The organism is Achromobacter sp. ACM01 (genome assembly GCF_014851745.1).
Lineage (GTDB): Bacteria > Pseudomonadota > Gammaproteobacteria > Burkholderiales > Burkholderiaceae_B > Achromobacter > Achromobacter aegrifaciens.
Genome location: NZ_JACVAF010000001.1, coordinates 1,615,984 through 1,636,012 on the forward strand (window position 1 = coordinate 1,615,984; position 20,029 = coordinate 1,636,012).

22 protein-coding genes are annotated in these 20,029 nt (G+C 66.3%); 15 read left to right on the plus strand and 7 right to left on the minus strand.

The window, feature by feature from the left end:
* Positions 1–47: 47 nt before the first annotated feature.
* Entirely contained in the window at positions 48–482 is a 435-nt protein-coding gene (locus IB268_RS07555; RefSeq protein ID WP_054451475.1) for a hypothetical protein, read from the plus strand.
* A gap of 12 nt (positions 483–494) precedes the next feature.
* On the opposite strand, the gene IB268_RS07560 is transcribed toward IB268_RS07555, so the two are convergent.
* Both IB268_RS07560 and IB268_RS07565 read right to left on the minus strand, forming a co-directional pair.
* A complete protein-coding gene (locus IB268_RS07560; RefSeq protein ID WP_125470418.1) occupies positions 495–875 on the minus strand; it encodes a hypothetical protein in 381 nt (126 codons plus the stop codon).
* A 149-nt stretch (positions 876–1,024) separates the two neighbouring features.
* Entirely contained in the window at positions 1,025–2,323 is a 1,299-nt protein-coding gene (locus IB268_RS07565; protein WP_225591305.1) for a dicarboxylate/amino acid:cation symporter, read from the minus strand.
* A gap of 356 nt (positions 2,324–2,679) precedes the next feature.
* Between IB268_RS07565 and IB268_RS07570 the strand changes: the two genes are divergently transcribed.
* Together IB268_RS07570 and fba are read left to right on the plus strand one after the other, a co-directional pair.
* Positions 2,680–3,579, plus strand: coding sequence for an SMP-30/gluconolactonase/LRE family protein (locus IB268_RS07570; protein WP_175181922.1), 900 nt, complete (start codon positions 2,680–2,682; stop codon positions 3,577–3,579).
* Positions 3,580–3,781: 202 nt separating this feature from the next.
* Positions 3,782–4,846 carry a class II fructose-bisphosphate aldolase gene (fba, locus tag IB268_RS07575; protein WP_013395676.1) on the plus strand — a complete coding sequence of 355 codons (1,065 nt, stop codon included), beginning with the start codon at positions 3,782–3,784 and terminating at the stop codon, positions 4,844–4,846.
* A gap of 103 nt (positions 4,847–4,949) precedes the next feature.
* Here the strand turns inward: fba and IB268_RS07580 are convergent, their stop codons facing one another.
* Complete coding sequence (locus IB268_RS07580; RefSeq protein ID WP_054451472.1) at positions 4,950–5,405, minus strand: GFA family protein; 456 nt, start codon at positions 5,403–5,405, stop codon at positions 4,950–4,952.
* A gap of 263 nt (positions 5,406–5,668) precedes the next feature.
* Here IB268_RS07580 and IB268_RS07585 point away from each other — a divergent pair, with 263 nt between their 5' ends.
* From IB268_RS07585 to IB268_RS07610, 6 genes are all read left to right on the plus strand, one after another.
* On the plus strand, positions 5,669–6,550 hold the full coding sequence (locus IB268_RS07585) for a phosphoribosylaminoimidazolesuccinocarboxamide synthase (protein WP_049075485.1): 882 nt from the start codon (positions 5,669–5,671) through the stop codon (positions 6,548–6,550).
* Positions 6,551–7,353: 803 nt separating this feature from the next.
* The gene (locus IB268_RS07590; protein WP_013395673.1) at positions 7,354–7,512 is read left to right on the plus strand and encodes a DUF5993 family protein; all 159 of its coding nucleotides are present in this window, start codon (positions 7,354–7,356) and stop codon (positions 7,510–7,512) included.
* Positions 7,513–7,522: 10 nt separating this feature from the next.
* Positions 7,523–8,095 carry a disulfide bond formation protein B gene (locus IB268_RS07595; RefSeq protein WP_192354038.1) on the plus strand — a complete coding sequence of 191 codons (573 nt, stop codon included), beginning with the start codon at positions 7,523–7,525 and terminating at the stop codon, positions 8,093–8,095.
* A 103-nt stretch (positions 8,096–8,198) separates the two neighbouring features.
* A complete protein-coding gene (gene purE, locus IB268_RS07600; RefSeq protein WP_054451468.1) occupies positions 8,199–8,720 on the plus strand; it encodes a 5-(carboxyamino)imidazole ribonucleotide mutase in 522 nt (173 codons plus the stop codon).
* 5 nt (positions 8,721–8,725) lie between these two features.
* Positions 8,726–9,916, plus strand: coding sequence for a 5-(carboxyamino)imidazole ribonucleotide synthase (locus IB268_RS07605; protein ID WP_054451466.1), 1,191 nt, complete (start codon positions 8,726–8,728; stop codon positions 9,914–9,916).
* A 12-nt stretch (positions 9,917–9,928) separates the two neighbouring features.
* A complete protein-coding gene (locus IB268_RS07610; RefSeq protein ID WP_192354039.1) occupies positions 9,929–10,981 on the plus strand; it encodes an L-threonylcarbamoyladenylate synthase in 1,053 nt (350 codons plus the stop codon).
* Positions 10,982–10,991: 10 nt separating this feature from the next.
* Here IB268_RS07610 and IB268_RS07615 read toward each other — a convergent pair whose 3' ends face one another.
* Genes IB268_RS07615 through IB268_RS07630 form a run of 4 tightly spaced genes read right to left on the minus strand, consistent with a single transcriptional unit; the run spans position 10,992 to position 14,187 of the window.
* Entirely contained in the window at positions 10,992–11,819 is an 828-nt protein-coding gene (locus IB268_RS07615) for an IclR family transcriptional regulator C-terminal domain-containing protein (RefSeq protein WP_054451462.1), read from the minus strand.
* Entirely contained in the window at positions 11,819–12,460 is a 642-nt protein-coding gene (locus IB268_RS07620; RefSeq protein ID WP_054451459.1) for a 3-oxoacid CoA-transferase subunit B, read from the minus strand. The genes IB268_RS07615 and IB268_RS07620 overlap by 1 nt, the downstream gene beginning before the upstream one ends.
* 27 nt (positions 12,461–12,487) lie before the next feature.
* Entirely contained in the window at positions 12,488–13,168 is a 681-nt protein-coding gene (locus tag IB268_RS07625; RefSeq protein ID WP_175181926.1) for a 3-oxoacid CoA-transferase subunit A, read from the minus strand.
* 17 nt (positions 13,169–13,185) lie between these two features.
* Positions 13,186–14,187 (minus strand): tripartite tricarboxylate transporter substrate binding protein, encoded by a 1,002-nt coding sequence (locus IB268_RS07630; RefSeq protein ID WP_054451456.1) that lies wholly within the window; start codon positions 14,185–14,187, stop codon positions 13,186–13,188.
* Between the two features lie 337 nt (positions 14,188–14,524).
* Between IB268_RS07630 and IB268_RS07635 the strand changes: the two genes are divergently transcribed.
* The 6 genes from IB268_RS07635 (at position 14,525) to IB268_RS07660 (ending at position 20,022) form a co-directional block, all read left to right on the plus strand.
* Positions 14,525–15,547: an amino acid ABC transporter substrate-binding protein gene (locus tag IB268_RS07635; RefSeq protein ID WP_054451454.1), complete on the plus strand. Its 1,023-nt coding sequence runs from the start codon at positions 14,525–14,527 to the stop codon at positions 15,545–15,547.
* A gap of 119 nt (positions 15,548–15,666) precedes the next feature.
* The gene (locus IB268_RS07640; RefSeq protein WP_175181927.1) at positions 15,667–16,533 is read left to right on the plus strand and encodes an IclR family transcriptional regulator; all 867 of its coding nucleotides are present in this window, start codon (positions 15,667–15,669) and stop codon (positions 16,531–16,533) included.
* A 269-nt stretch (positions 16,534–16,802) separates the two neighbouring features.
* On the plus strand, positions 16,803–17,711 hold the full coding sequence (locus IB268_RS07645; RefSeq protein WP_054452208.1) for an arginase family protein: 909 nt from the start codon (positions 16,803–16,805) through the stop codon (positions 17,709–17,711).
* A gap of 42 nt (positions 17,712–17,753) precedes the next feature.
* Positions 17,754–18,542, plus strand: coding sequence for an ABC transporter substrate-binding protein (locus tag IB268_RS07650; protein WP_054451452.1), 789 nt, complete (start codon positions 17,754–17,756; stop codon positions 18,540–18,542).
* Between the two features lie 30 nt (positions 18,543–18,572).
* On the plus strand, positions 18,573–19,265 hold the full coding sequence (locus IB268_RS07655; protein WP_054451450.1) for an amino acid ABC transporter permease: 693 nt from the start codon (positions 18,573–18,575) through the stop codon (positions 19,263–19,265).
* A 4-nt stretch (positions 19,266–19,269) separates the two neighbouring features.
* Positions 19,270–20,022, plus strand: coding sequence for an amino acid ABC transporter ATP-binding protein (locus IB268_RS07660; protein ID WP_054451448.1), 753 nt, complete (start codon positions 19,270–19,272; stop codon positions 20,020–20,022).
* Positions 20,023–20,029 lie beyond the last annotated feature (7 nt).

Below are 20,029 nucleotides of genomic sequence, written 5' to 3' on the forward strand. Positions count from 1 at the left end.
GCGGCCGCGATTTCCGCGGCGCGCCGGCCCTTTTTCCGGAGTTTGCGATGGCACGATTCAATTTCACCCAGGATCCCGAGGAACCCGATCTGTGGGCCGCGGAGAACGTCGCCGCCGGCAAGGGCCGTCCGCCCATCCACGTGATGATCCAGACTGACGGCGAAGAACCCGACAGCAGCGCGTCCAAGGTGGTCAAGGCCATCATCGACGACCTCGATGACCAGATCCTGGCCGCGGCCGAATTCCTGCTGGAAAACTACTCCTACGAGCACTACAAGAAGCTCGGCCTGGACGACAACCAGCTGCTGCAGGAAGAAACCCCCGAAGCCATGGCCCAGCATGCCGTGCTGCGCGCGCTGTGGCTGTTCGACGAAGACGGCGACGGCTATGAACTGTGGTTCACGCTGCCCTGGGATCCGGTGCACACCTACGACGTGGAATTCGAGGACGGCGCGCCCGTCTCGTGCTCGGTCAACGACTAGGGCGTACAGCGCCTAGGGCCGGTCCAGCTCGAACTTCGTCGCCTGGCTCTGGCCCAGCGAATCGTCGTAGCGGTACAGCATCTTCAGGGTCTTGCCCTTGCGGACCGTGTTGGCGGCGGTGTTCTCCAGCACCACGTCGATCTCGCGGCCGACGAATTCGGTGCAGTCGGTATCGGCGCGGGCGCCATCGGGGATGTCCGCGTTCCTGACCTTCAAGCGAAACATCAGTTGCGTCAGTTCCGTACCGTCGGTGCGGTACTGGCGCATCACCACGGGCAGGTTGGCCACGGTGCCGCCCAGCTCGCAGGAAATGCGGGTCCAGGCGTGGGAGGCGGGCGCGGCGGACATCAGGGCCGCGGCTGCCAGGGCGCAGCGCAGGCTAAGGCGTTTCATGGCATGAGGACTGAGCGTGGCGCCCATGCGCGCCGCGCCGGGATGGGAAGCGAAGGGCTTATATGTTGCTCCCCGCCATGGCGCCGGTCAAGCTGGCGCTAGCCATGAAAAAAACGGGCCATGCGGCCCGTTTTTCATTGCCCGCTGCGTCAGGCGTTCTGGCGTGCGGCCTGGCCCGCGGGGGCTTCCCCGGCTGCGGCGGACTCGGTATCGGCCGTGTCTTCGCGATTGCCTTCCAGCTTGGAGATCACGGCGGTGGCCAGGCTGTTGCCGACCACGTTGGTGGCGGTGCGGCCCATGTCGAAGAACTGGTCGATGCCCATGATCAGCAGCAGGCCCGCTTCCGGCAGATGGAACATCGGCAGGGTCGCGGCCACCACCACGAGCGAGGCGCGCGCCACGCCGGCCATGCCTTTGCTGGTCACCATCAGCACCAGCAGCAGGGTCAGCTGCTGCGTAAAGCTCATCTGGATGTTGTAGGCCTGGGCGATGAACAGTACCGCGAAGGACTGGTACATCATCGAGCCGTCCAGGTTGAAGGAGTAGCCCAGCGGCAGCACGAAGCCCGAGATGCGCTTGGGCACGCCGAAACGCGTCAGCGCCTCGATGGTCTTGGGGTAGGCCGATTCGCTGCTGGCCGTGGAAAACGCCAGCAGCGTGGGCTCTTTGATCAAACCGCCCAGGCGGAAGGTCGACTTGCCCAGGAACAGATAGCCCACGGCGAACAGAATGGCCCACAGCAGCGCCAGGCCCAGATAGAACTCGCCTATCAGCTTGCCGTAGCTCACCAGCACGCCCAGGCCCTCGGTGGTGATGGCGGCGGCCATGGCGGCGAACACGCCCAGGGGCGCAAAGCGCATCACGTAGTCCGTCACCCGGAACATGATCTTGGCCAGCTCGTCGATCAGGTTGTAGATGGTGTTGTGGCCCTTGCCGCGGATGAAGGACAGGGCGGCGCCGAAGAACAGCGAGAACACCAGGATCTGCAGGATCTCGTTGTTGGCCATGGCCTCGGCGATGCTGCGCGGGAATACATGCGTGATGAAGGCCTTGAGCGTGAAGTCGCCCGTCTTCAGGCCTGAGGTCAGGTTCGCGTCCGGCAGCGCCAGGTTCATGTGCGCGCCGGGCTGGAAGATGTTGACCAGCGCCAGGCCCAGCAGCAGCGACAGGGCCGAGGCGGCGATGAACCAGACCATGGCGCGCATGCCGATGCGGCCCACGGCGCTGGCGTCGCTCATGCTGGCCAGGCCGGTCACCAGGGTGGCGAAGACCAGCGGCGCGATGATCATCTTGATCATGCGCAGGAAGATGTCGGTGACGAGACTGAAGTACGAGGCGATCTGCAAGGCCTCTTTCTCGTTCTGCGCGTAGTTGTGGCAGAAATAGCCCACCACGATGCCCAGCACCATGGCGATGCCGATGTAACGCGTCAGCTTCTTAGTGTTCATGATCAAAACGGAAAACAGGGATCGTTTGCCTGGCCCGGCAGGGCGGGCGCGCCGGCAAGAGGCGGGCAAGAGGATCCGGAGAGGGAATGCCAGGGTAGGCCGAGAGGCCCGGGTTTACCCTTGGGGCGCGATCTTAACGCCGCGCACCTGACACGTAGTTGTCAGATCGGGGACGGATAAGGCGGCTTACCCGGGAGCGGCTTCGGGACCGGCGATGTCGAAGTTGTATCAATTTGGAACTGCTGCGCTATCGCTCGCGCTCATGCCAGAATGGGCCGATCCCGGCGTGCGCGGCAGCGGCGCAGGGCAACACGAACAACAGGCCCCTGCGCGGGGCCGCACAAGGAGACCAGGCAATGCCGAAACGCGAATTGTCCGTGCTGGCGTCCGGATACACCTATCTGGAGGGGCTGCGCTGGCACGAAAACCGCTTGTGGGCGTCGGACTTCTATACCGAGCAGGTCATCGCCGTGGACCTGGATGGCACGGTCGAGCAGATCTGCAAGGTGCCGCAGCAGCCGTCCGGGCTGGGCTGGCTGCCGGACGGCCGCCTGCTGATCGCGTCCATGAAGGACCGCAAGCTCTTGCGGCGCGAGACGGACGGCACGCTGGCCGTGCACGCCGACCTGTCGGCGTACACCGGAGGCCCGGTCAACGACATGGTGGTGGATGCGCAGGGTCGGGCCTATGTGGGCAATTTCGGTTTCGACCTGATGGCGGGCGAGCCGGTCCGCAATACCGGCATCGTGCGCGTCGATCCCGACGGCTCGGCGCGCCAGGTGGCCGACGGACTGTGCTTTCCCAACGGTTCGTTCATCACGCCGGACGGCAAGACCATGATCGTCAACGAAACCTTCGGCAACCGCATTTCCGAGTTCGACATCCTGGCCGATGGCGGGCTGGGGCCGCGCCGCGACTGGGCCGATTTCGGCCCCTTGCCGGCCAGCGACGACCTGGGCGTGTTGATCGCCGCCTCCGCCATCGGACCGGACGGCGGCGCGCTGGACGCGGAAGGGGCCTTGTGGGTGGCTGACGCCATCGGCAAGCGCATCGTGCGCGTGGCGCGCGGCGGCAAGATCCTGGAGCAGATCGACACCGGCGAATTCGGCATCTTCGCCGCCGCCCTGGGCGGGCCGGACGGCCGGACCCTGTTCATGGCGGCCGCGCCCGACTTCATCGAGGCCAACCGCCGGGCCAGGCACGAAGGCTGCATCCTGATGACCCGGGTGGACGTGCCGCACGCCGGTCGACCGTAGGCGCTGCGGTTTCTGGCGCGGCGCAAGCCGCCGCGCCATCGGTCCTTCGGGGGAGCCGAAGGCTGGCCTGAGCCTTTCGTGCTCATCTGAATGGACCGGATACGGGCGGTTGCAAGACCTTTCGTCGAATCCCCCGTAAAATCACCCCATTCAGCAAGTCTTCAATCATCTTTCAATAGACAGTACCTAAGGAGGACCACTCATGGCCCTAGTCTCCATGCGCCAGTTGCTCGACCACGCCGCCGAGCACGGCTACGGCATTCCCGCTTTCAACGTCAACAACCTGGAGCAGGTCCAGGCCATCATGGAAGCCGCTGCGGAGACCGACAGCCCGGTGATCATGCAGGCCTCGGCCGGCGCGCGCAAATACGCGGGCGAAGGCTTCCTGAAGTACCTGATCCAGGCCGCCGTGGAAACCTATCCCCACATCCCCGTGGTCATGCACCAGGATCACGGCCAGTCGCCCAAGATCTGCCAAGGCGCCATCGACCTGGGCTTCTCCAGCGTCATGATGGACGGCTCGCTCAAGGAAGACGGCAAGACCATCGCCGACTACGACTACAACGTCGAAGTGACCAAGAAGGTCGTGGACACCGCCCACAAGCTGGGCGTGACGGTCGAAGGCGAACTGGGCTGCCTGGGTTCCCTGGAAACCATGGAAGGCGACAAGGAAGACGGCCACGGCGCCGACGGCAAGCTGACCATGGATCAGCTGCTGACCGACCCGGAACAAGCCGCCGACTTCGTGCGCCGCACGCAGCTGGACGCCCTGGCCATCGCCATCGGCACCAGCCATGGCGCCTACAAGTTCACGCGCAAGCCCACCGGCGACATCCTGTCGATCTCCCGCATCAAGGAAATCCACGCCCGCCTGCCCAACACCCACCTGGTGATGCACGGCAGCTCCAGCGTGCCGCAGGAACTGCTGGCCGAGATCCGCGAATTCGGCGGCAACATGAAGGAAACCTACGGCGTGCCCGTCGAGGAAATCCAGGAAGCCATCAAGTACGGCGTGCGCAAGATCAATATCGACACCGATATCCGTCTGGCCATGACCGGCGCGATCCGCCGCTTCTTCGCTGAAAACCCGGAAAAGTTCGACCCGCGCGAGTACCTGAAGCCGGCCCGCGCCGCCGCCAAGGCGATCTGTGTGGCTCGCTACACTGAATTCGGCACCGCCGGCAACGCCAGCAAGATCAAGGCCCTGCCGCTGACCGAAATCGCCGCGCAATACGCGTCGGGCAAGCTGGCTCAAGTGGTGCAGTAAGTATCTGCCGCAGGCGTGTGACGCCAAAAGGCGTCCGGCGCCAAAGCGCAAAAAAAAGGGCGGTCCACCCAGGCGGACCGCCCTTTTTTTGTCTGCGCCGCCGCTAGGGCGCCGGCGAGTTGCGGGGAAAGTGCGGCACGGTACGGTCCACGTGGTGCCAGGACGGGGCCGACTCGGTCCAGAGGGTGGCGCGGGCGCGGAAGGCTTCCGGATCGTCCAGCGAACCGGCCCGCACGATGTCATAGCCCATGCCCGCCGAATTGCCGAACAGCGGAGTGCCGCAGTCCGCACAGAAGCTACGCATCACGGTATGGCCGGATTCGCCGCGGTAGCGGTGCTCTTTGGGGCTACCGCGCAACAGCGTGATGGAGCCGGTCGGGAAGATCAGGGCATGGGCTGGGGCGCCGCCGCTGGAGTATTGGCAGTCCCGGCAATGACAGGTTGCCGCCATGATTGGTTCATCGGTGATGGCGTAGCGGACAGCGCCGCACTGGCAACCGCCGGTCAGGTGTACCTGCGCGTCGGCGTGGGCGCTGCGTTTTAGGGAAGCATCCTGCATACGGCTTTGTCTCCGGCTTGGGGTCAGCGCCGTGACGCGAGAGGCGGCCGGCGCGCATCATAGGGGAGGCAAGAGCCTAACCCGGCCGCCGGGCGGCGTCGAGGGGAGGGCCGGCAAAACCTGCCCATTTGCAGTAACCTATGCGCTTCGCAGGACCCGCGCGCGCCGCGCCGGCCTTGCCCGCAGTTCCCGGATTCCGTTCTACTTCCCGCCCTGGCGCTTGCCCGAGGCGGGAATCTTCATTATTGCCATAGGCCATTCCCGTGACTTCTGCTTTGCATCAATCCAGCATCAAGTCCTTGCCGCTGCTGGGCCGCGGTAAGGTGCGCGACATGTACGCGGTGGGCGACGACAAGTTGCTGATCGTCGCATCGGATCGCATCTCCGCGTTTGACGTGATTCTTGACGACCCCATCCCCGGCAAGGGACAGGTGCTGACCGAACTGACCGAGTTCTGGCTGCAGAAGCTGGCCCACATCCTGCCGAACCACTCCACCGGCATCAAGCCCGAAGACGTGGTCGCGCCGGACGAAGTCGACCAGGTGCGCGGCCGCGCCGTGGTGGTCAAGCGCTTGAAGCCCATCCTGGTGGAAGCGGTCGCCCGCGGCTACCTGATCGGCTCGGGCTGGAAGGACTACCAGGCCACCGGCGCCGTCTGCGGCATCAAGCTGCCCGCCGGCCTGCAACAGGCAAGCCAGCTGCCCGAACCGATCTTCACGCCCGCCGCCAAGGCCGAGTTCGGCATGCACGACGAGAACGTGGACTTTGCCCACGTGGTCAAGGAAGTCGGCCAGGAAATGGCCGAGCGCATCCGCGACGTGACCCTCAAACTGTATGCCGAAGCCGCCAAGTTCGCGGCCACCAAGGGCATCATCATCGCCGACACCAAGTTCGAATTCGGGCTGGACGACGACGGCACGCTATATCTGATGGACGAAGTGCTGACGCCGGATTCCTCGCGCTTCTGGCCTGCCGACGGCTACCGCGTGGGCATCAGCCCCCCGTCGTTCGACAAGCAATTCGTGCGTGACTGGCTGGAAACCCAGACCTGGGACAAGACCCCGCCCGCGCCGCGCCTGCCGCAGGACGTGCTGGAAAAGACCGCCGCCAAGTACCGCGAAGCCTTGGACCGCCTGGTCGCCTGAACGCTGCCGGGTAAGGAAAGCCCGCTCCCAAGGCGTCTGGATGAAGAAAATCCGGATCGCACTTCGGTTTTGTGGGGCGGGGTTCTTGAGTCGCCAGCGTCCGGACTGCGGGATTCCGATGCTCGCCCCGGTGGGGCTGCGCTTCGGATCCCTCCGCCCGGCCGCCGGCTCACGGCATCTGCCCCTGAACGGGGTCCAAAACCAACGCATTAGGCGACTGTAGCCGAGGCGGCCCGGAGCCATCCGAAGCGCAGCCCCATTGGGGCGAGCATCGGAATGGCGCAGGGCAGCCTCGGCGGCTAAAGAACTCCGACATCCGCAAGCGCGAAGCCCTGCCGCTTCGGTGTTGTGAGGCGGGGTTCTTGAGTCGCCAGCGTCCGGACTGCGGGATTCCGATGCTCGCCCCGGTGGGGCTGCGCTTCGGATCCCTCCGCCCGGCCGCCGGCTTACAGCATCTACCCATGAACGGGTCTGAAGCCAGCGCATTAGGCGACTGCCAGCCGAGGACCCCGAAGCCATCCGAAGCGCAGCCCCACCGGGGCGAGCATCGGAGGGGCGCAGGGCAGCCTCGGCGGCTAAAGAACCCTGACGCCCGCAAGCTCGAAGCCCTACCGCTTCGCCCCCAGCAAGTTGGATTTACGTCCAACTTACCGCGGGCGGTCCAGATGGAGCGGGTTTTTTCGACCCGAAAGGCGCTTGCCCTGCAAGTGTTATCAGGGCTTTCGATAGGATTTATTGCGAATTGTGACGTTATAATTCCCGGCTGCTTGCATGGGGACGTTCCCCAGAAAGGAGCTCCCAGCATGGTAATGATGTTGCCTTTCCTGACTGGCCTGATCGCGGTGTGGTTCGGCATGCTAGGCAGGCGCCGCCCCTGCGTGACCTTCTGGCTGCTGACGCTGGCGCTGTTCGCCGCCTGGTGCCAGTACCACATGACCAGCCCTCTGGCCTTGTCGTTCTGAGGGCGGGGCAATGATCTTCTCCCGCAATCCCGCGCGCGGCTCGCGCGTCCTCAATGGCCTGGCGCTGCTGGGCGTCACCAGCGCCCTGGGCATGGCCTTCTTCTGGCAGATCGCCTACGACGAGCTGCCTTGTCCGCTGTGCCTGTTGCAGCGCGTGGCGCTGCTGCTTGCGGGCGTGGGCTTCTTGCTGAACATGCGGTTGGGGCCTTCGCCCATGCACTATGCGATGAGCATCGCGGCCGCATTGGGCGGCATGCTGGCCGCCGGCCGGCAAGTGCTGCTGCACATCGCGCCGGGCGATCCGGGCTACGGCTCGCCCTTCCTGGGCCTGCACTTCTACACCTGGGCGTTCATCGCCTTTGCCGCCATCATCGTGTTCTGCGCCGTGATGCTGGCCGTCGACCGCAAATGGGGCGACAACATGCTGCGCAAGCCGGTGTCGGTGCTGGGCGTGCTGGTCATGGCCCTGTTTTTCCTGGCGGCGCTGGCCAATGTGGGCAGCACCACGCTGGAGTGCGGTTTCGGGCCTTGTCCGGACAACCCCGCCAGCTACCAATGGCTGGATTCCGCCTCCGCGACATAGCCCTTGCCGGCGCCGGGTAAAATACCGGGTTTCGCGGCATCCGTCCGCGGTCCTTTGACTTTCCGCGGCCCTGCGCCGCGGTCTCAACTCTACGACACCGGTTATGACAGCCAAGACTTCCGCAGCGGCAGAGGCCACCCCCGTGGTGGGCGTGATTATGGGTTCTTCCAGCGATTGGGAGGTCATGAAGCACGCGGTCACGATGCTGGAGGATTTTGGCGTTCCCCATGAGGCGCGCGTGATCTCCGCGCACCGCATGCCGCAGGACATGGCCGAGTACGGCGCGGCGGCGCATGCCCGCGGCCTGCGCGGCATCATCGCCGGCGCCGGCGGCGCGGCGCACCTGCCGGGCATGATGGCCGCCCTGACCGAAGTGCCGGTGTTCGGCGTGCCGGTGCCGTCCAAATACCTGCGCGGCGAGGATTCGCTGCTGTCCATCGTGCAAATGCCCAAGGGCGTGCCGGTGGCCACTTTCGCGATCGGCGAAGCCGGCGCGGCCAATGCCGCGCTGCACCTGATCGCTACCCTGGCCGGCACGGACGCGGGCTTGCACAAGAAGCTGGTGGCGTTCCGCGCCCGCCAGACGCAAGCCGCGCGCGACATGAAGGTTCCGCCCGAGGCCTGATCAGAATGACTCAATCGACTGCTTTCATGATTGCTCCCGGCGGCTGGCTGGGATTGCTGGGCGGCGGCCAACTGGGCCGCATGTTCTGCCACGCGGCCCAGAGCCTGGGCTACAAGGTCGCGGTGCTGGATCCGGCCGCCGAATGCCCGGCGGGCATGGTGGCCGACCTGCACATCCAGGCCGCCTATGACGACGAGGCCGGCCTCGAGCGCCTGGCCCAGACCTGTCAGGCCGTCACCACCGAGTTCGAGAACGTGCCCGCGGACAGCCTGCGCACGCTGGCCACGCGCTGCCGCGTCAGCCCGGCCGGAGACGCCGTGGCCATCGTGCAGGACCGCATCGCCGAAAAGACGTTCATTGCCTCGCAAGGCATTGCTGTCGCGCCGCACGCCGCGATCCGCAGCGAAGCCGACCTGCGCGCAGCGCCCCAAGGGCTGTTTCCGGGCATCCTGAAAGTCGCGCGCCTGGGTTACGACGGCAAGGGCCAGGCCCGCATCAACACGCGCGAGGAAGCGCTGGCGGCCTTCGCCGAATTCGGCGGCGTGGCCTGCGTGCTGGAAGCGCTGATGCCGCTGGACTACGAAATTTCCGTGGTGCTGGCGCGCGGCTTCGATGGCGCGAGCGTGGTGTTCCCGGTGGCGCGTAACGTGCACCGCGACGGCATCCTGGCGGTGTCGACCGCGGCGCCGGTGCAGCAGGACGCAGCCCATGCCGAAAGGCAGGCCCGCGCCACGCAGGCCGCGCAAGCCATCGCGCAGGGGTTGGGCTACCACGGCGTGCTGTGCGTGGAATTCTTCGTGCTCAAGGACGGCAGCCTGATCGTCAACGAGATCGCGCCGCGCCCGCACAACAGCGGCCACTACACCATGGATGCCTGCCTCAGCAGCCAGTTCGAGCAGCAGGCGCGCGCCATGGCCGGCCTGCCGCTGGGCGGCTCCGACCTGCTGGCGCCCGCCGTCATGCTGAACATCCTGGGCGACATCTGGTATCCGTCGGCCACCGCCACGGCGCAGCGCGAACCCGATTGGGCCGCCGCGCTGGCCGTGCCAACCGCCAAGCTGCACCTGTACGGCAAGCGCGAAGCGCGCCGTGGCCGCAAGATGGGCCACATCACGATCGTGGCGCCCACCCTGCAGCAGGCTCGCGACGACGCCGCCCGCGTGGCGGCGGCGCTGGGCATGCAGGCTCCCGAGTAAAGCGCGGATTCCATGACTTCCTTGTCCCCGTCAGCGTCCGCCACCACCGCGGAGATCGCCCACGCCGCCCAGCGCATGCTGGACGGCGAGCTGGCCGCATTTCCCACCGAGACCGTCTACGGCCTGGGCGCGGACGCGGAAAACCCGCAAGCGGTCGCCAAGATCTACGCCGCCAAGGGCCGGCCTTCCAACCATCCCGTCATTGTGCACATCGCGCCGCAAGGCGATCTGTCGTACTGGGCGGCGGAAGTGCCGCAAGAGGCGCGCCTGCTGATCGACGCTTTCTGGCCCGGTCCGCTCACGTTGATTCTCAAGCGCGCGCCGCACATCGTCGACACGGTCAGCGGCGGCCAGGACAGCATCGGCATCCGCTGCCCCTCGCATCCGGTGGCGCAGGCGCTGCTGGAGGCTTTTGCCGCGGGCAAGCCCAACGGGCAGGGCGGCGTCGCGGCGCCATCTGCCAACAAGTTCGGCCAGGTGTCGCCGACGCGCGCCGAGCACGTGCGCAGCGAGTTCCCCGAGGAAGTCGCGGCCGGCATGCCGGTGCTGGAAGGGGGCGCCTCGGAAGTGGGCATCGAGTCCACCATCCTTGACCTGTCGCGTCTGGACCGCGGCGCCGGCCCCGTGCTGCTGCGTCCCGGCCACATCAGCGCCGCGCAGATCGAGGCCGTGCTGGGCGTGCAGGTCTTCGCGCCCGACGCCGCCGCGCCCAGGGCATCGGGCACGCTGAAGGCGCACTACGCGCCGCGCACGGCGCTGGAACTGGCTTCCGACGCACGCCTGCGGGACGTGGTGCAGGGGCAGGGCCTGCCCGAAGGCAAGGTCGTGGTGGTCGCCTACGGCGATCGCCCCGATGCGCTTGACGGGCGGGTGCAGTGGCAGGGCGTGCCAGCCGATCCGGCGCGTTATGCGCAGGCCCTTTACGGCCTGCTGCGCGACCTGGACAAGCAGGGTTATGCGCGCATCATCGTGCAGGCGCCGCCTGCCACCGATGACTGGCACGCGGTCAACGACCGCATCGGCCGCGCCGCCGCTGCCTTCACGCTGGATACGACGGACCTGTAGGCCTTGCGCCTCAGGCCGCCAGGAACTCCCCGATCCGCTCCACCGCCTGCCGCAACGGCGGCAGGAACTCCTCCGTCAGCCGGTTCAGCGGCACCCGCGCCGCCTTGACACTGACGTTGACCGCGCCGCAGGCCTTGCCGCTGGCCGAGCGCACCGCCACGGAGATGGCGCGCACGTTCAGTTCCAGTTCCTGGTCGACGACGGCGTAGTCCTGCTCGCGGATGCGCGCGAGTTCGGCGCGCAGCTTGTCCTCGGTGACCAGCGTGAATTCCGTGTACGGCTGAAGCTCGGTCGCGGCGAAGTAGCGGGCCAGCGCGGGTTCGGGCAATTGCGCCAGCAGCACCCGGCCGATCGAGGTGCAGTACGCCGGCAGCCTGCTGCCCAGCCCCATCGAGGTCGCCAGCAGGCGGGTCACCTCGGAACGCGCCAGGTACAGCATCTCGTGGCCTTCCATGATGGCCAGCGCGCAGGTCTCGTTGATCGTGGCGCTGAGTTCTTCCAGCACCGGCTGCGCCAGCGACACAAAGGGCGTGGACGAGAAATAGGCGTAGCCCAGGCCCAGGATGCGCGGGGTCAGTACATAGAGCCTGCCGTGCTGTTCGGCGATGCCCAACAGGATCAGCGTGTGCAGGCAGCGCTGTACCACGGCGCGCGGCAAGCCGGCGCGGCGGCTCAGTTCGGCCGCGGTCTGCGGATGGCGGCGGGTGCCGAAGGCGCGGATCACATGCAGCCCGCGCGCCAGCGTCAGCATGTAATCCGGATCGCCGCGCAGCTGGTCGGGATGGTCTTCCGCCGCGAGCGGCGCGGCGTAGCCGGGCGGCGGAAGATTGGGCCGCATCAGGCTGCGCGCAATGGCGCGCCGGTGCGCGCCTGGAGGGCTGAGAGGGTCATGCCGTCGATCATATCCCGAACCACCAGCCCGTCCGGCGTGACCTCGATGACGGCCAGGTCGGTATAGATGCGGTCCACCACGCCGGCGCCTGTCAGCGGATAGGTGCAGCGCTCGACGATCTTGGGTTCGCCGCTTTTGCTGTTGTGTTCCATCATGATGTAGACGCTGCGCGCGCCCACGGCCAGGTCCATCGCGCCGCCCACGGCCGGCGCTTCTCCCGGCTTGGCCAGCGACCAGTTGGCCAGGTCGCCGTTGGCGGCGACCTGCATGCCGCCCATGACGCAGATGTCCAGGTGGCCGCCGCGCATCATCGCGAACGAATCGGCGTGATGGAAATACGCGCCGCCTTCCAGCAGGGTCACGGGCTGCTTGCCGGCGTTGATCAGGTCCAGGTTGATGTCGGCCTCGGCGGGTGGCGGGCCCATGCCCAGGATGCCGTTTTCGCTGTGCAGCACGATCTCGCGGCCGGCGGGCAGGTGGGCGGCCACCAGCACCGGCATGCCGATGCCCAGGTTGACATAGCTGCCGTCGGGAATGTCCTGGGCCAGGCGGCGCGCCATGGCCTCGCGGGTCAGGGGTTGGAACATGCGGATTCCTTTGCGGTTCGGCCAGCCCTAGCTGGAAAAGGCGGCGTTGGCGACCTGGGTGACGCGCTTGACGAAGATGCCCGGCGTCACCACGGCCTCGGGCGACAGCTCGCCCAGCGCGACCTTGGCGCGCACCTGCACGATGGCGGTCTTGGCCGCCATGCACATGACCGGGCCGAAGTTGCGCGCGCTCTTGTTGTAGGTGAGGTTGCCCCAGCGGTCGGCCAGGTCGGCCTTTACCAACGCGAAGTCGCCATGCAGGGGCTGTTCGAAGACGTGGCCACGGCCGTCGATCATGCGCGTTTCCTTGCCGCGCGCCAGTTCGGTGCCGTAGGCTGTGGGCGTGTAGAACCCGCCCAGGCCGGCGCCGGCCGCCCGCAGGCGTTCGGCGATGGTGCCTTGCGGCACGCATTCCAGTTCGATGCGGCCCTGGCGGTAGAACTCGTCGAAGACCCAGGAGTGCGAGGCCTTGGGAAACGAGCAGATCACCTTGCGCACGCGCCCGGCCTTGATCAACGCCGCCAGGCCGGTTTCGTGGTTGCCGGCGTTGTTGCTGACCACGGTGAGCTCGCGCGCGCCCTGCGCGATCAGCGCGTGGATCAGCTCGGTGGGCATGCCGGCGCCGCCGAAACCGCTGATCAGCACGGTGGCGCCGTCGTGCACGTCCGCAACGGCGGTCTCGGGAGTGTCGTAGAACTTGTCGATCATGCGGGGCTCCTGCGCTTTCAGTCCACGGTGATACGCGCCTGCTTGATGATCCCGGCGTAGCGCGTCGAGTCCGTCTTCATCAGGTCGGCGAATTGCGCGGTGGTGCCGCTGACCGGCAGGAAGCCCGCGTCCAGGAATTTCTGCCTGACGTCGGGCTCCTTGACGATCTCGCTGATCTCGCGCGCCATGCGGTCGATGACCGGCGTGGGCGTGCCGGCCGGCGCCATCAGGCCCGCCCACGAACCGGTGACGAAGCCGGGCAGGCCGGCTTCTTCCATGGTCGGGATCGAGGGCTCGGTCGGCCAGCGCTGCTTGCCGGTGAACGCCAGCGCCTTCAGCCGGTTCTGCTTGACGTACTGCATGGGCACGAGGATCGGATCGAAGACCATGGACACGCGGCCGCCCAGCAGGTCCGCCAGGATGGGGGCGCTGCCTTTGTAGGCCACGTGCGTCATGGTGATCTTGCTTTGCAGCGCGAAGTCCGCGCCGGTCAGGTGCGCGCTGGAACCGTTGCCGCTGGAGGCATAGGTGAGCTTGTCCGGATTCTTGCGGGCATAGTCGACCAGTTCGGCCACCGTCTTCACGGGAATGTCTTCGGCCACGAACAGGAACAGGGGCAGGTCCGCCATCTGCACCACGGGCGTCAGGTCGGCGGGCTTGTAGCCCAGTTTGTATAGATGGAAATTGATGATGTAGGCGGGCAGGATGGAAAGAAAGGTGTAGCCGTCCGGCTCCGCCTTCGCGGCGATGGCGGCCCCCACGCTGCTGTTGGCGCCGGGGCGGTTCTCGATGATGATGGTCTGCTTCAGGCGCGGGCCGAGCTTGTCCATCACGATGCGCGTGACGATATCGGTCGAGCCACCCGGCGTGTACGGCACGATGACTTTGATCGGCTTGCTGGGCCAGTCGTCTGCGGCGTGAACGCCAGCGCCGGCGGCCAGGCCGGCGGCCGCCAGGGCCGTGCCCAGCAGGGATTTGAGGGTGCTGCGGCGGGACTGCAAGTGGCTTGCATGGGTCATGGGTTGGGTCTCCTCCATGAATCGGCCGCTCGCGTAGTCGCGGCCGTTATTTTTTGAGAGATCGCGGCGCCGGCAGCGGCGGGCCCGGGACGCGAAAAAAGTATGGCACCAAGGCAAGCGGCCATCGCGGTCTGGCGGGCGGATAAAGTTCGTTCACCGGACAGGTCTGCAACCTTCAGGAATCGCGCCCCGTCCTCCGGGTTTCCACTAGGCGCCTTCGCGTTGTTCACGCCGTGGACATGGCTTAATCTGGCGGCCGGCCCAGTAAGGCAGGGCTCGGTTTCAACCGCAGTCGGCTTACAAGCCGGCGCGGCATCCATACTCAGGAGAAGTGATCATGAAGCGGTCCATCTTGTTTGCAGCCGGCGCCTTGGCCCTGGCTTGCGCATCCCAGGCGGCGGTGGCGGGGCCCACCCTCGATGCCGTGAAGAAAAAAGGATTCGTGCAGTGCGGCCTGACCGACGGCGTATCCGGCTTTTCGGCGACCAACAGCAAGGGCGAATGGGAAGGCATGGACGTGGACATCTGCCGCGCGGTCGCGGCGGCGGTGTTCGGTGATCCGACCAAATTCAAGGGCACGCCGCTGTCCACCCAGCAACGCTTCACGGCGCTGCAATCGGGCGAGGTGGACGTGCTGCTGCGCACCGTCACGCTGACGCAGACCCGCGACACGTCGCTGGGCCTGGCGGCCGTGGCGGCCAGCTTCTACGACGGCCAGGGCATCCTGGTGAGCAAGAAGCTGGGCGTCAAGAGCGCCAAGGAACTCAACGGCGCCACGGTCTGCGTGCAGCCCGGCACCACCACCGAGCTCAACCTGGCCGACTGGTTCCGCACCAACAACATCGAATTCAAGCCGGTGGTGATCGACAAGGTGACCGAGGTCGTGCGCGCCTTCGAATCGGGCCGCTGCGACGCCTTCACCGACGACGCCTCGCAACTGGCCGCGGTGCGCGCCACCCAGGTCGCCAAGCCGGACGACTACGAGATCCTGCCGGAACGCTTCTCCAAGGAGCCGCTGGGTCCCATGGTGCGCCAGGGCGACGAGAACTGGCTGGGCATCGTGCGTTGGACGCTGTTCGCGCTGATGGAGGCCGAGGAATACGGCATCACCCAGAAGAACGTCGACGAAATGTTGAAGAGCAACAACCCCAACATCGCCCGCATCCTGGGCGTGACGCCGGGGGCGGGCAAGAACATGGGGCTGGATGAGAAGTGGGCCTACAACGCCATCAAGGCAGTGGGCAACTACAGCGAAGTGTTCGAGCGCAACGTGGGCAAGGACAGCAAGCTCGGCCTGCAACGCGGCACCAATGCGTTGTGGAACAAGGGCGGCGCCATGTATCCCTGGCCGATCCGCTAAGGTTCGCGCCAGCCAGGACGGCCCGGATTTCCGGGCCGTTTTTTTATGGCATCGCCACGCGATACGTCTGCACCGTATTGCGGTACGCTATGCGCTTTCCACTGGACGGCCCACGCGCCATGACGCAGACCCGAAACGCCGAGGATTCCCCACTGTTCATCGCCGCGCTGGCGCGCGGCGTCTCCGTCCTGCGGGCCTTCAGCGAGGGGCAGCCCGCCATGACCTTGCCGGAGCTGGCCGAAGCGACCGGACTGAGCAAGAGTTCGGTGCAGCGCTTCACCCACACGCTGTGGACGCTGGGCTATCTGCGCAAGGACCCCTTGAGCAAGAAGTTCTCGCTGGGGCCCTGGTCGCTGGAGCTGGGCATGAAGTACGTGCAGACCAGCCCGCTGGTGCTGGGCGGCAATCCTTTCCTGCACACGCTCAACCGCAACAGCCAGGAAACCTGCAGCCTGGCCGAGCCCGACGGTCTGGACATGGTGTACGTGGCGCGCTTTGCCACCCACAAGGAAATGTTCGTGAACATGCCGGTGGGCATGCGCCTGCCGCTGTACTGCACGGCGGCGGGCCGGGCGGTGCTGGCCAGGCTGGATCCCGCGGTCGCGCGCGGTCTCCTGGAACGGTGCGACCGCAAGGCCTACACGGCCGCCACCATCACAAGCATGGACGTGCTCCTGGCCGAGCTGGAGTTTGCCCGCAGGCACGGCTATGCGCGCTCCAACGGCGAGTTCTATCCGGGCGACATCACGGTCAGCGCCGCGGTGCTGGATGCCGGTGGCACGCCGGTAGGCGCGGTCAACGTATCGGTGCCGTCCAGCCGCTGGTCGTTCGAGCAGGCGCAGGCTGTGTTCGGTCCGCAAGTGGTGGAAACGGCGCACGCCATCAGCGCGTCGCGCACGCTGGGGCGGTCGCGCCCCTTCTATGAAATGGAGCCGCCGGGCGGCGCCCTGCGCGACGCGATGCCGTTCGCGGGCGACGAGGCCTGATTCCAGGGGGCCCGGGTCCCGGGAGCGCCGACCACGTGCGTTCGTTATTCATACTAATTTAGTCGGATATAAAACTGCTGATTAGGGGAAACTCCCTAATTGGCCGGATGCTTGTACGCACGATACTCTTATTTCGACACGATCATATCGCACAGCGATTTGATTGAATCTAAATATTGATCCCAGCCTTATCAGGGCAGCGGTCGTCACCCAGGAGCCGAGTTGTGCAGCAGCCAGCCGAAGTCTGTTTTCATCCCGTCGCCGGGTTCATGGGCCTGCCTGCCGTCCGCGCCGCGGGCATGGGCGCGGCGCGCGCCTGCGTGGTCGGCATTCCCTTCGATTGCGGCACGCATCCGTTCCGCGTCGGATCGCGCCAGGGGCCGGACGCGATCCGCGAGCAGTCCAGGCTGCTGCGGCCGGTGGATATCTTCCGGCGCCACGGCATCGACAACCCGCCGGAGTTCCTGCGCGCCATCGATGTGGGCAATGTGGCCTGCCATCCGGGCGATCCGGACGCCTCCTATCCGCTGATCGAGGCCGGCATAGGCGCCATCCTGGATTCGGGCGCCATACCGATTTCCATGGGAGGCGATGGCGCGGTCACCTTGCCGCAGCTGCGCGCCGTGGCGCGCCGCCATCCGGATTTCGTGGTGCTGCATTTCGATTCGCACACCGACACCTATCCCATCCCTGGCTACAACACGGCCACTACGTTCACACGCGCCGCTGAAGAGGGGCTGCTGGACGTGGCCTCCAGCTTTCACATCGGCACGCGAGGCAGTTCCTTCATGCCGGGCGTGTTGGAGTTCGGGCGCGAGGTCGGCTACACGATCCTGCCTTATGACGACTTCGACCAGGACCAGAAGGGCGCGCTGGCCAACATCAAGCAGCGCATCGGCCAGCGGCCCGTGTACCTGTGCTTCGACATGGACATCTTCGATCCTTCCTGCGCGCCGGGCGTGTGCACGCCGGAGTGGGGCGGACTTACGGCCAAGGAAGGGCTGGCGCTGTTGCGCCAGCTCGCGGGCCTGAACTTCGTGGCGTTCGACGTGAACACCGTGTCGCCGCCGCAAGACGTGCAGGGGGCCACGGCCTTCCTGGCAGCCACCGTCATGCAGGAATTCTGCGCGCTGGCGGCGGTAGCGGTGCAGCAGTATCCGCAGGGGCGTCCGGCCTGAGCCGGCAGCGCCACGCCAACCAATTCATCCAAGGGGAAAACGATGAAACTCAAATCCATTCTGCTGGGCCTGGCTGTAGCCGGCCTGCTGGCCCAGGGCGGCGCGCAGGCGCGCACGCTGGACGAGATCCGCGCGGACCAGAGCCTGAACGTCGTCACCACGGCGTCCGCGCCGCCGCACGGCTTCAAGAATCCGAAGTCGAACCAGCTGGAGGGCATCATGGTGGACGTGGCCGCGGCCGTGGCCAAGCACCTGAAGGTGTCGGACAAGCTGTCCGACGTGCCGTTCTCCGGCCTGATTCCCACGCTGACCTCGGGCCGCGCCGACGTGATGTCCGCGCCGCTCTTCATCACCGAGGAACGCGCCCGCGCCATCGACTTCTCGGCGCCGGTCTATGAATGGGGCGAGGGCATCGTGGTCAGCGACAAGGCGGACAAGAAGTACGCCAAGTTCGAAGACATGAAGGGCCAGCGCGTCGGCGTGCTGGTGGACTCGGTGCAGTTCAACATGATCAAGGACATGCCCGGCACCAAGGTTTCGACGTACCAGGACTATTCCACGCTGCTGGCCGACGTGCGCGCCGGCCGCATCGACCTGGGCATCGTGGATCCGCCAAGCATCATCTACCAGATCAAGACCAAGAACATCCCCGGCGTGAAGCTGGACACGGGCTATCAGCCGCAGCGCAAGTGGCAGGTGGGCATGGCGGTGCAGAAGGGCAACGCCGCGCTGCTGGAGGCGGTCAACGGCGCGCTGGCACAGATGAAACAGAACGGCGAGCTCGCCGCCATCGGGCAGAAGTGGGGCGTGGCCGACCTGATGAGCAAGTGACGCCGTACCGGCACGGATAAGGAGTACGACTTGGATCTCGCGACCCTGCGCATGTACCTGACCCCCCTCGCCGAGGGCACGGTCTGGACCCTGGCGCTGTTTTTCTCTTCGGCATTCCTGGCGGTGGCCCTGGGCCTGGTCGTCTGTCTGTGCCGCCTGTCGCCGTCGCGGCTGCTCAGCCGCGGCGCGCGTTTCTACATCGACGTGATACGCGGCACGCCGCTGCTGCTGCAGCTGTTCTACATCTACTACGGCCTGCCTGAGATGGGCGTGGTCATCAACGGCTTCGTTGCCGGCGTGTTGGGCCTGACGCTGAACTTCGGCGCCTATCTGGCCGAACTCTTCCGCAGCGGCATCCAGTCGGTGGACAGCGGCCAGTACGAGGCGGCGCGCGCGCTGGGCCTGGGCAAGGTGCAGCGGCTGCGCCGCATCGTGCTGCCGCAGGCCTTGCGCACGGTGTTCCCGGCGCTGGGCAACTACGCGCTGGTGCTGATCAAGGAAACCTCGCTGGTGGCCGTCATCAGCGTTTACGAATTGATGCGCGCGGGCGAAATGCTGGCGGGCGCCACCTTCCAGGCGCTGACCGTCTACACCATGGTGGGCGTCATCTACTTCGCCATGTGCAGCGTGCTGTCCTACGTGTTCCGCCGTTCCGAAAAACGCTTGACCGTGCCGGGCTACTGGAGCGGCGCGGGCGAAAACCATGACATTTCCAAGGCCTGATGCGATGGATGGATTGAACTACGCCGCCCCTATCATCACGATGCAGGGCGTATGCAAATGGTATGGCGACTTCAAGGTGCTGGACGAGCTGGCGCTGGAGGTGTTGCCAGGCGAAAAGCTGATCCTGTGCGGGCCGTCCGGCTCCGGCAAGTCCACCACCATCCGGCTCTTGAACCGGCTCGAGGAACACCAGCAAGGCCGCATCGTCGTCGACGGCATCGAGCTGAACGACGACCTGAAGAACATCGAGCGCATCCGCGCCGAGGTCGGCATGGTGTTCCAGCACTTCAACCTGTTTCCGCACCTGACCGTGCTGGACAATTGCACGCTGGCGCCGATGCTGGTGAAGGGCGTGCCGCGCGAGGAAGCCGAGGCCCGCGCCATGGAATACCTGGAGCGCGTCAAGATTCCGCAGCACGCCTCCAAGTACCCGGGCCAGCTGTCCGGCGGCCAGAAGCAGCGCGTGGCGATTGCGCGGGCGCTGTGCATGCGGCCCAAGATCATGCTGTTCGACGAGCCCACATCCGCGCTGGACCCCGAGATGGTCAAGGAAGTGCTGGACACGATGGTGGCGCTGGCGCGCGACGGCATGACCATGGTGTGCGTGACGCATGAAATGGGTTTCGCGCGCGAGGTCGGCGACCGCGTGGTCTTCATGGACCAGGGCGCCATCGTCGAGGCCGACACGCCGGACAATTTCTTCCGCGCGCCGCGCACCGAACGCGCGCAGGCCTTCCTGGGGCAGATACTGGGCTGATGGGGCC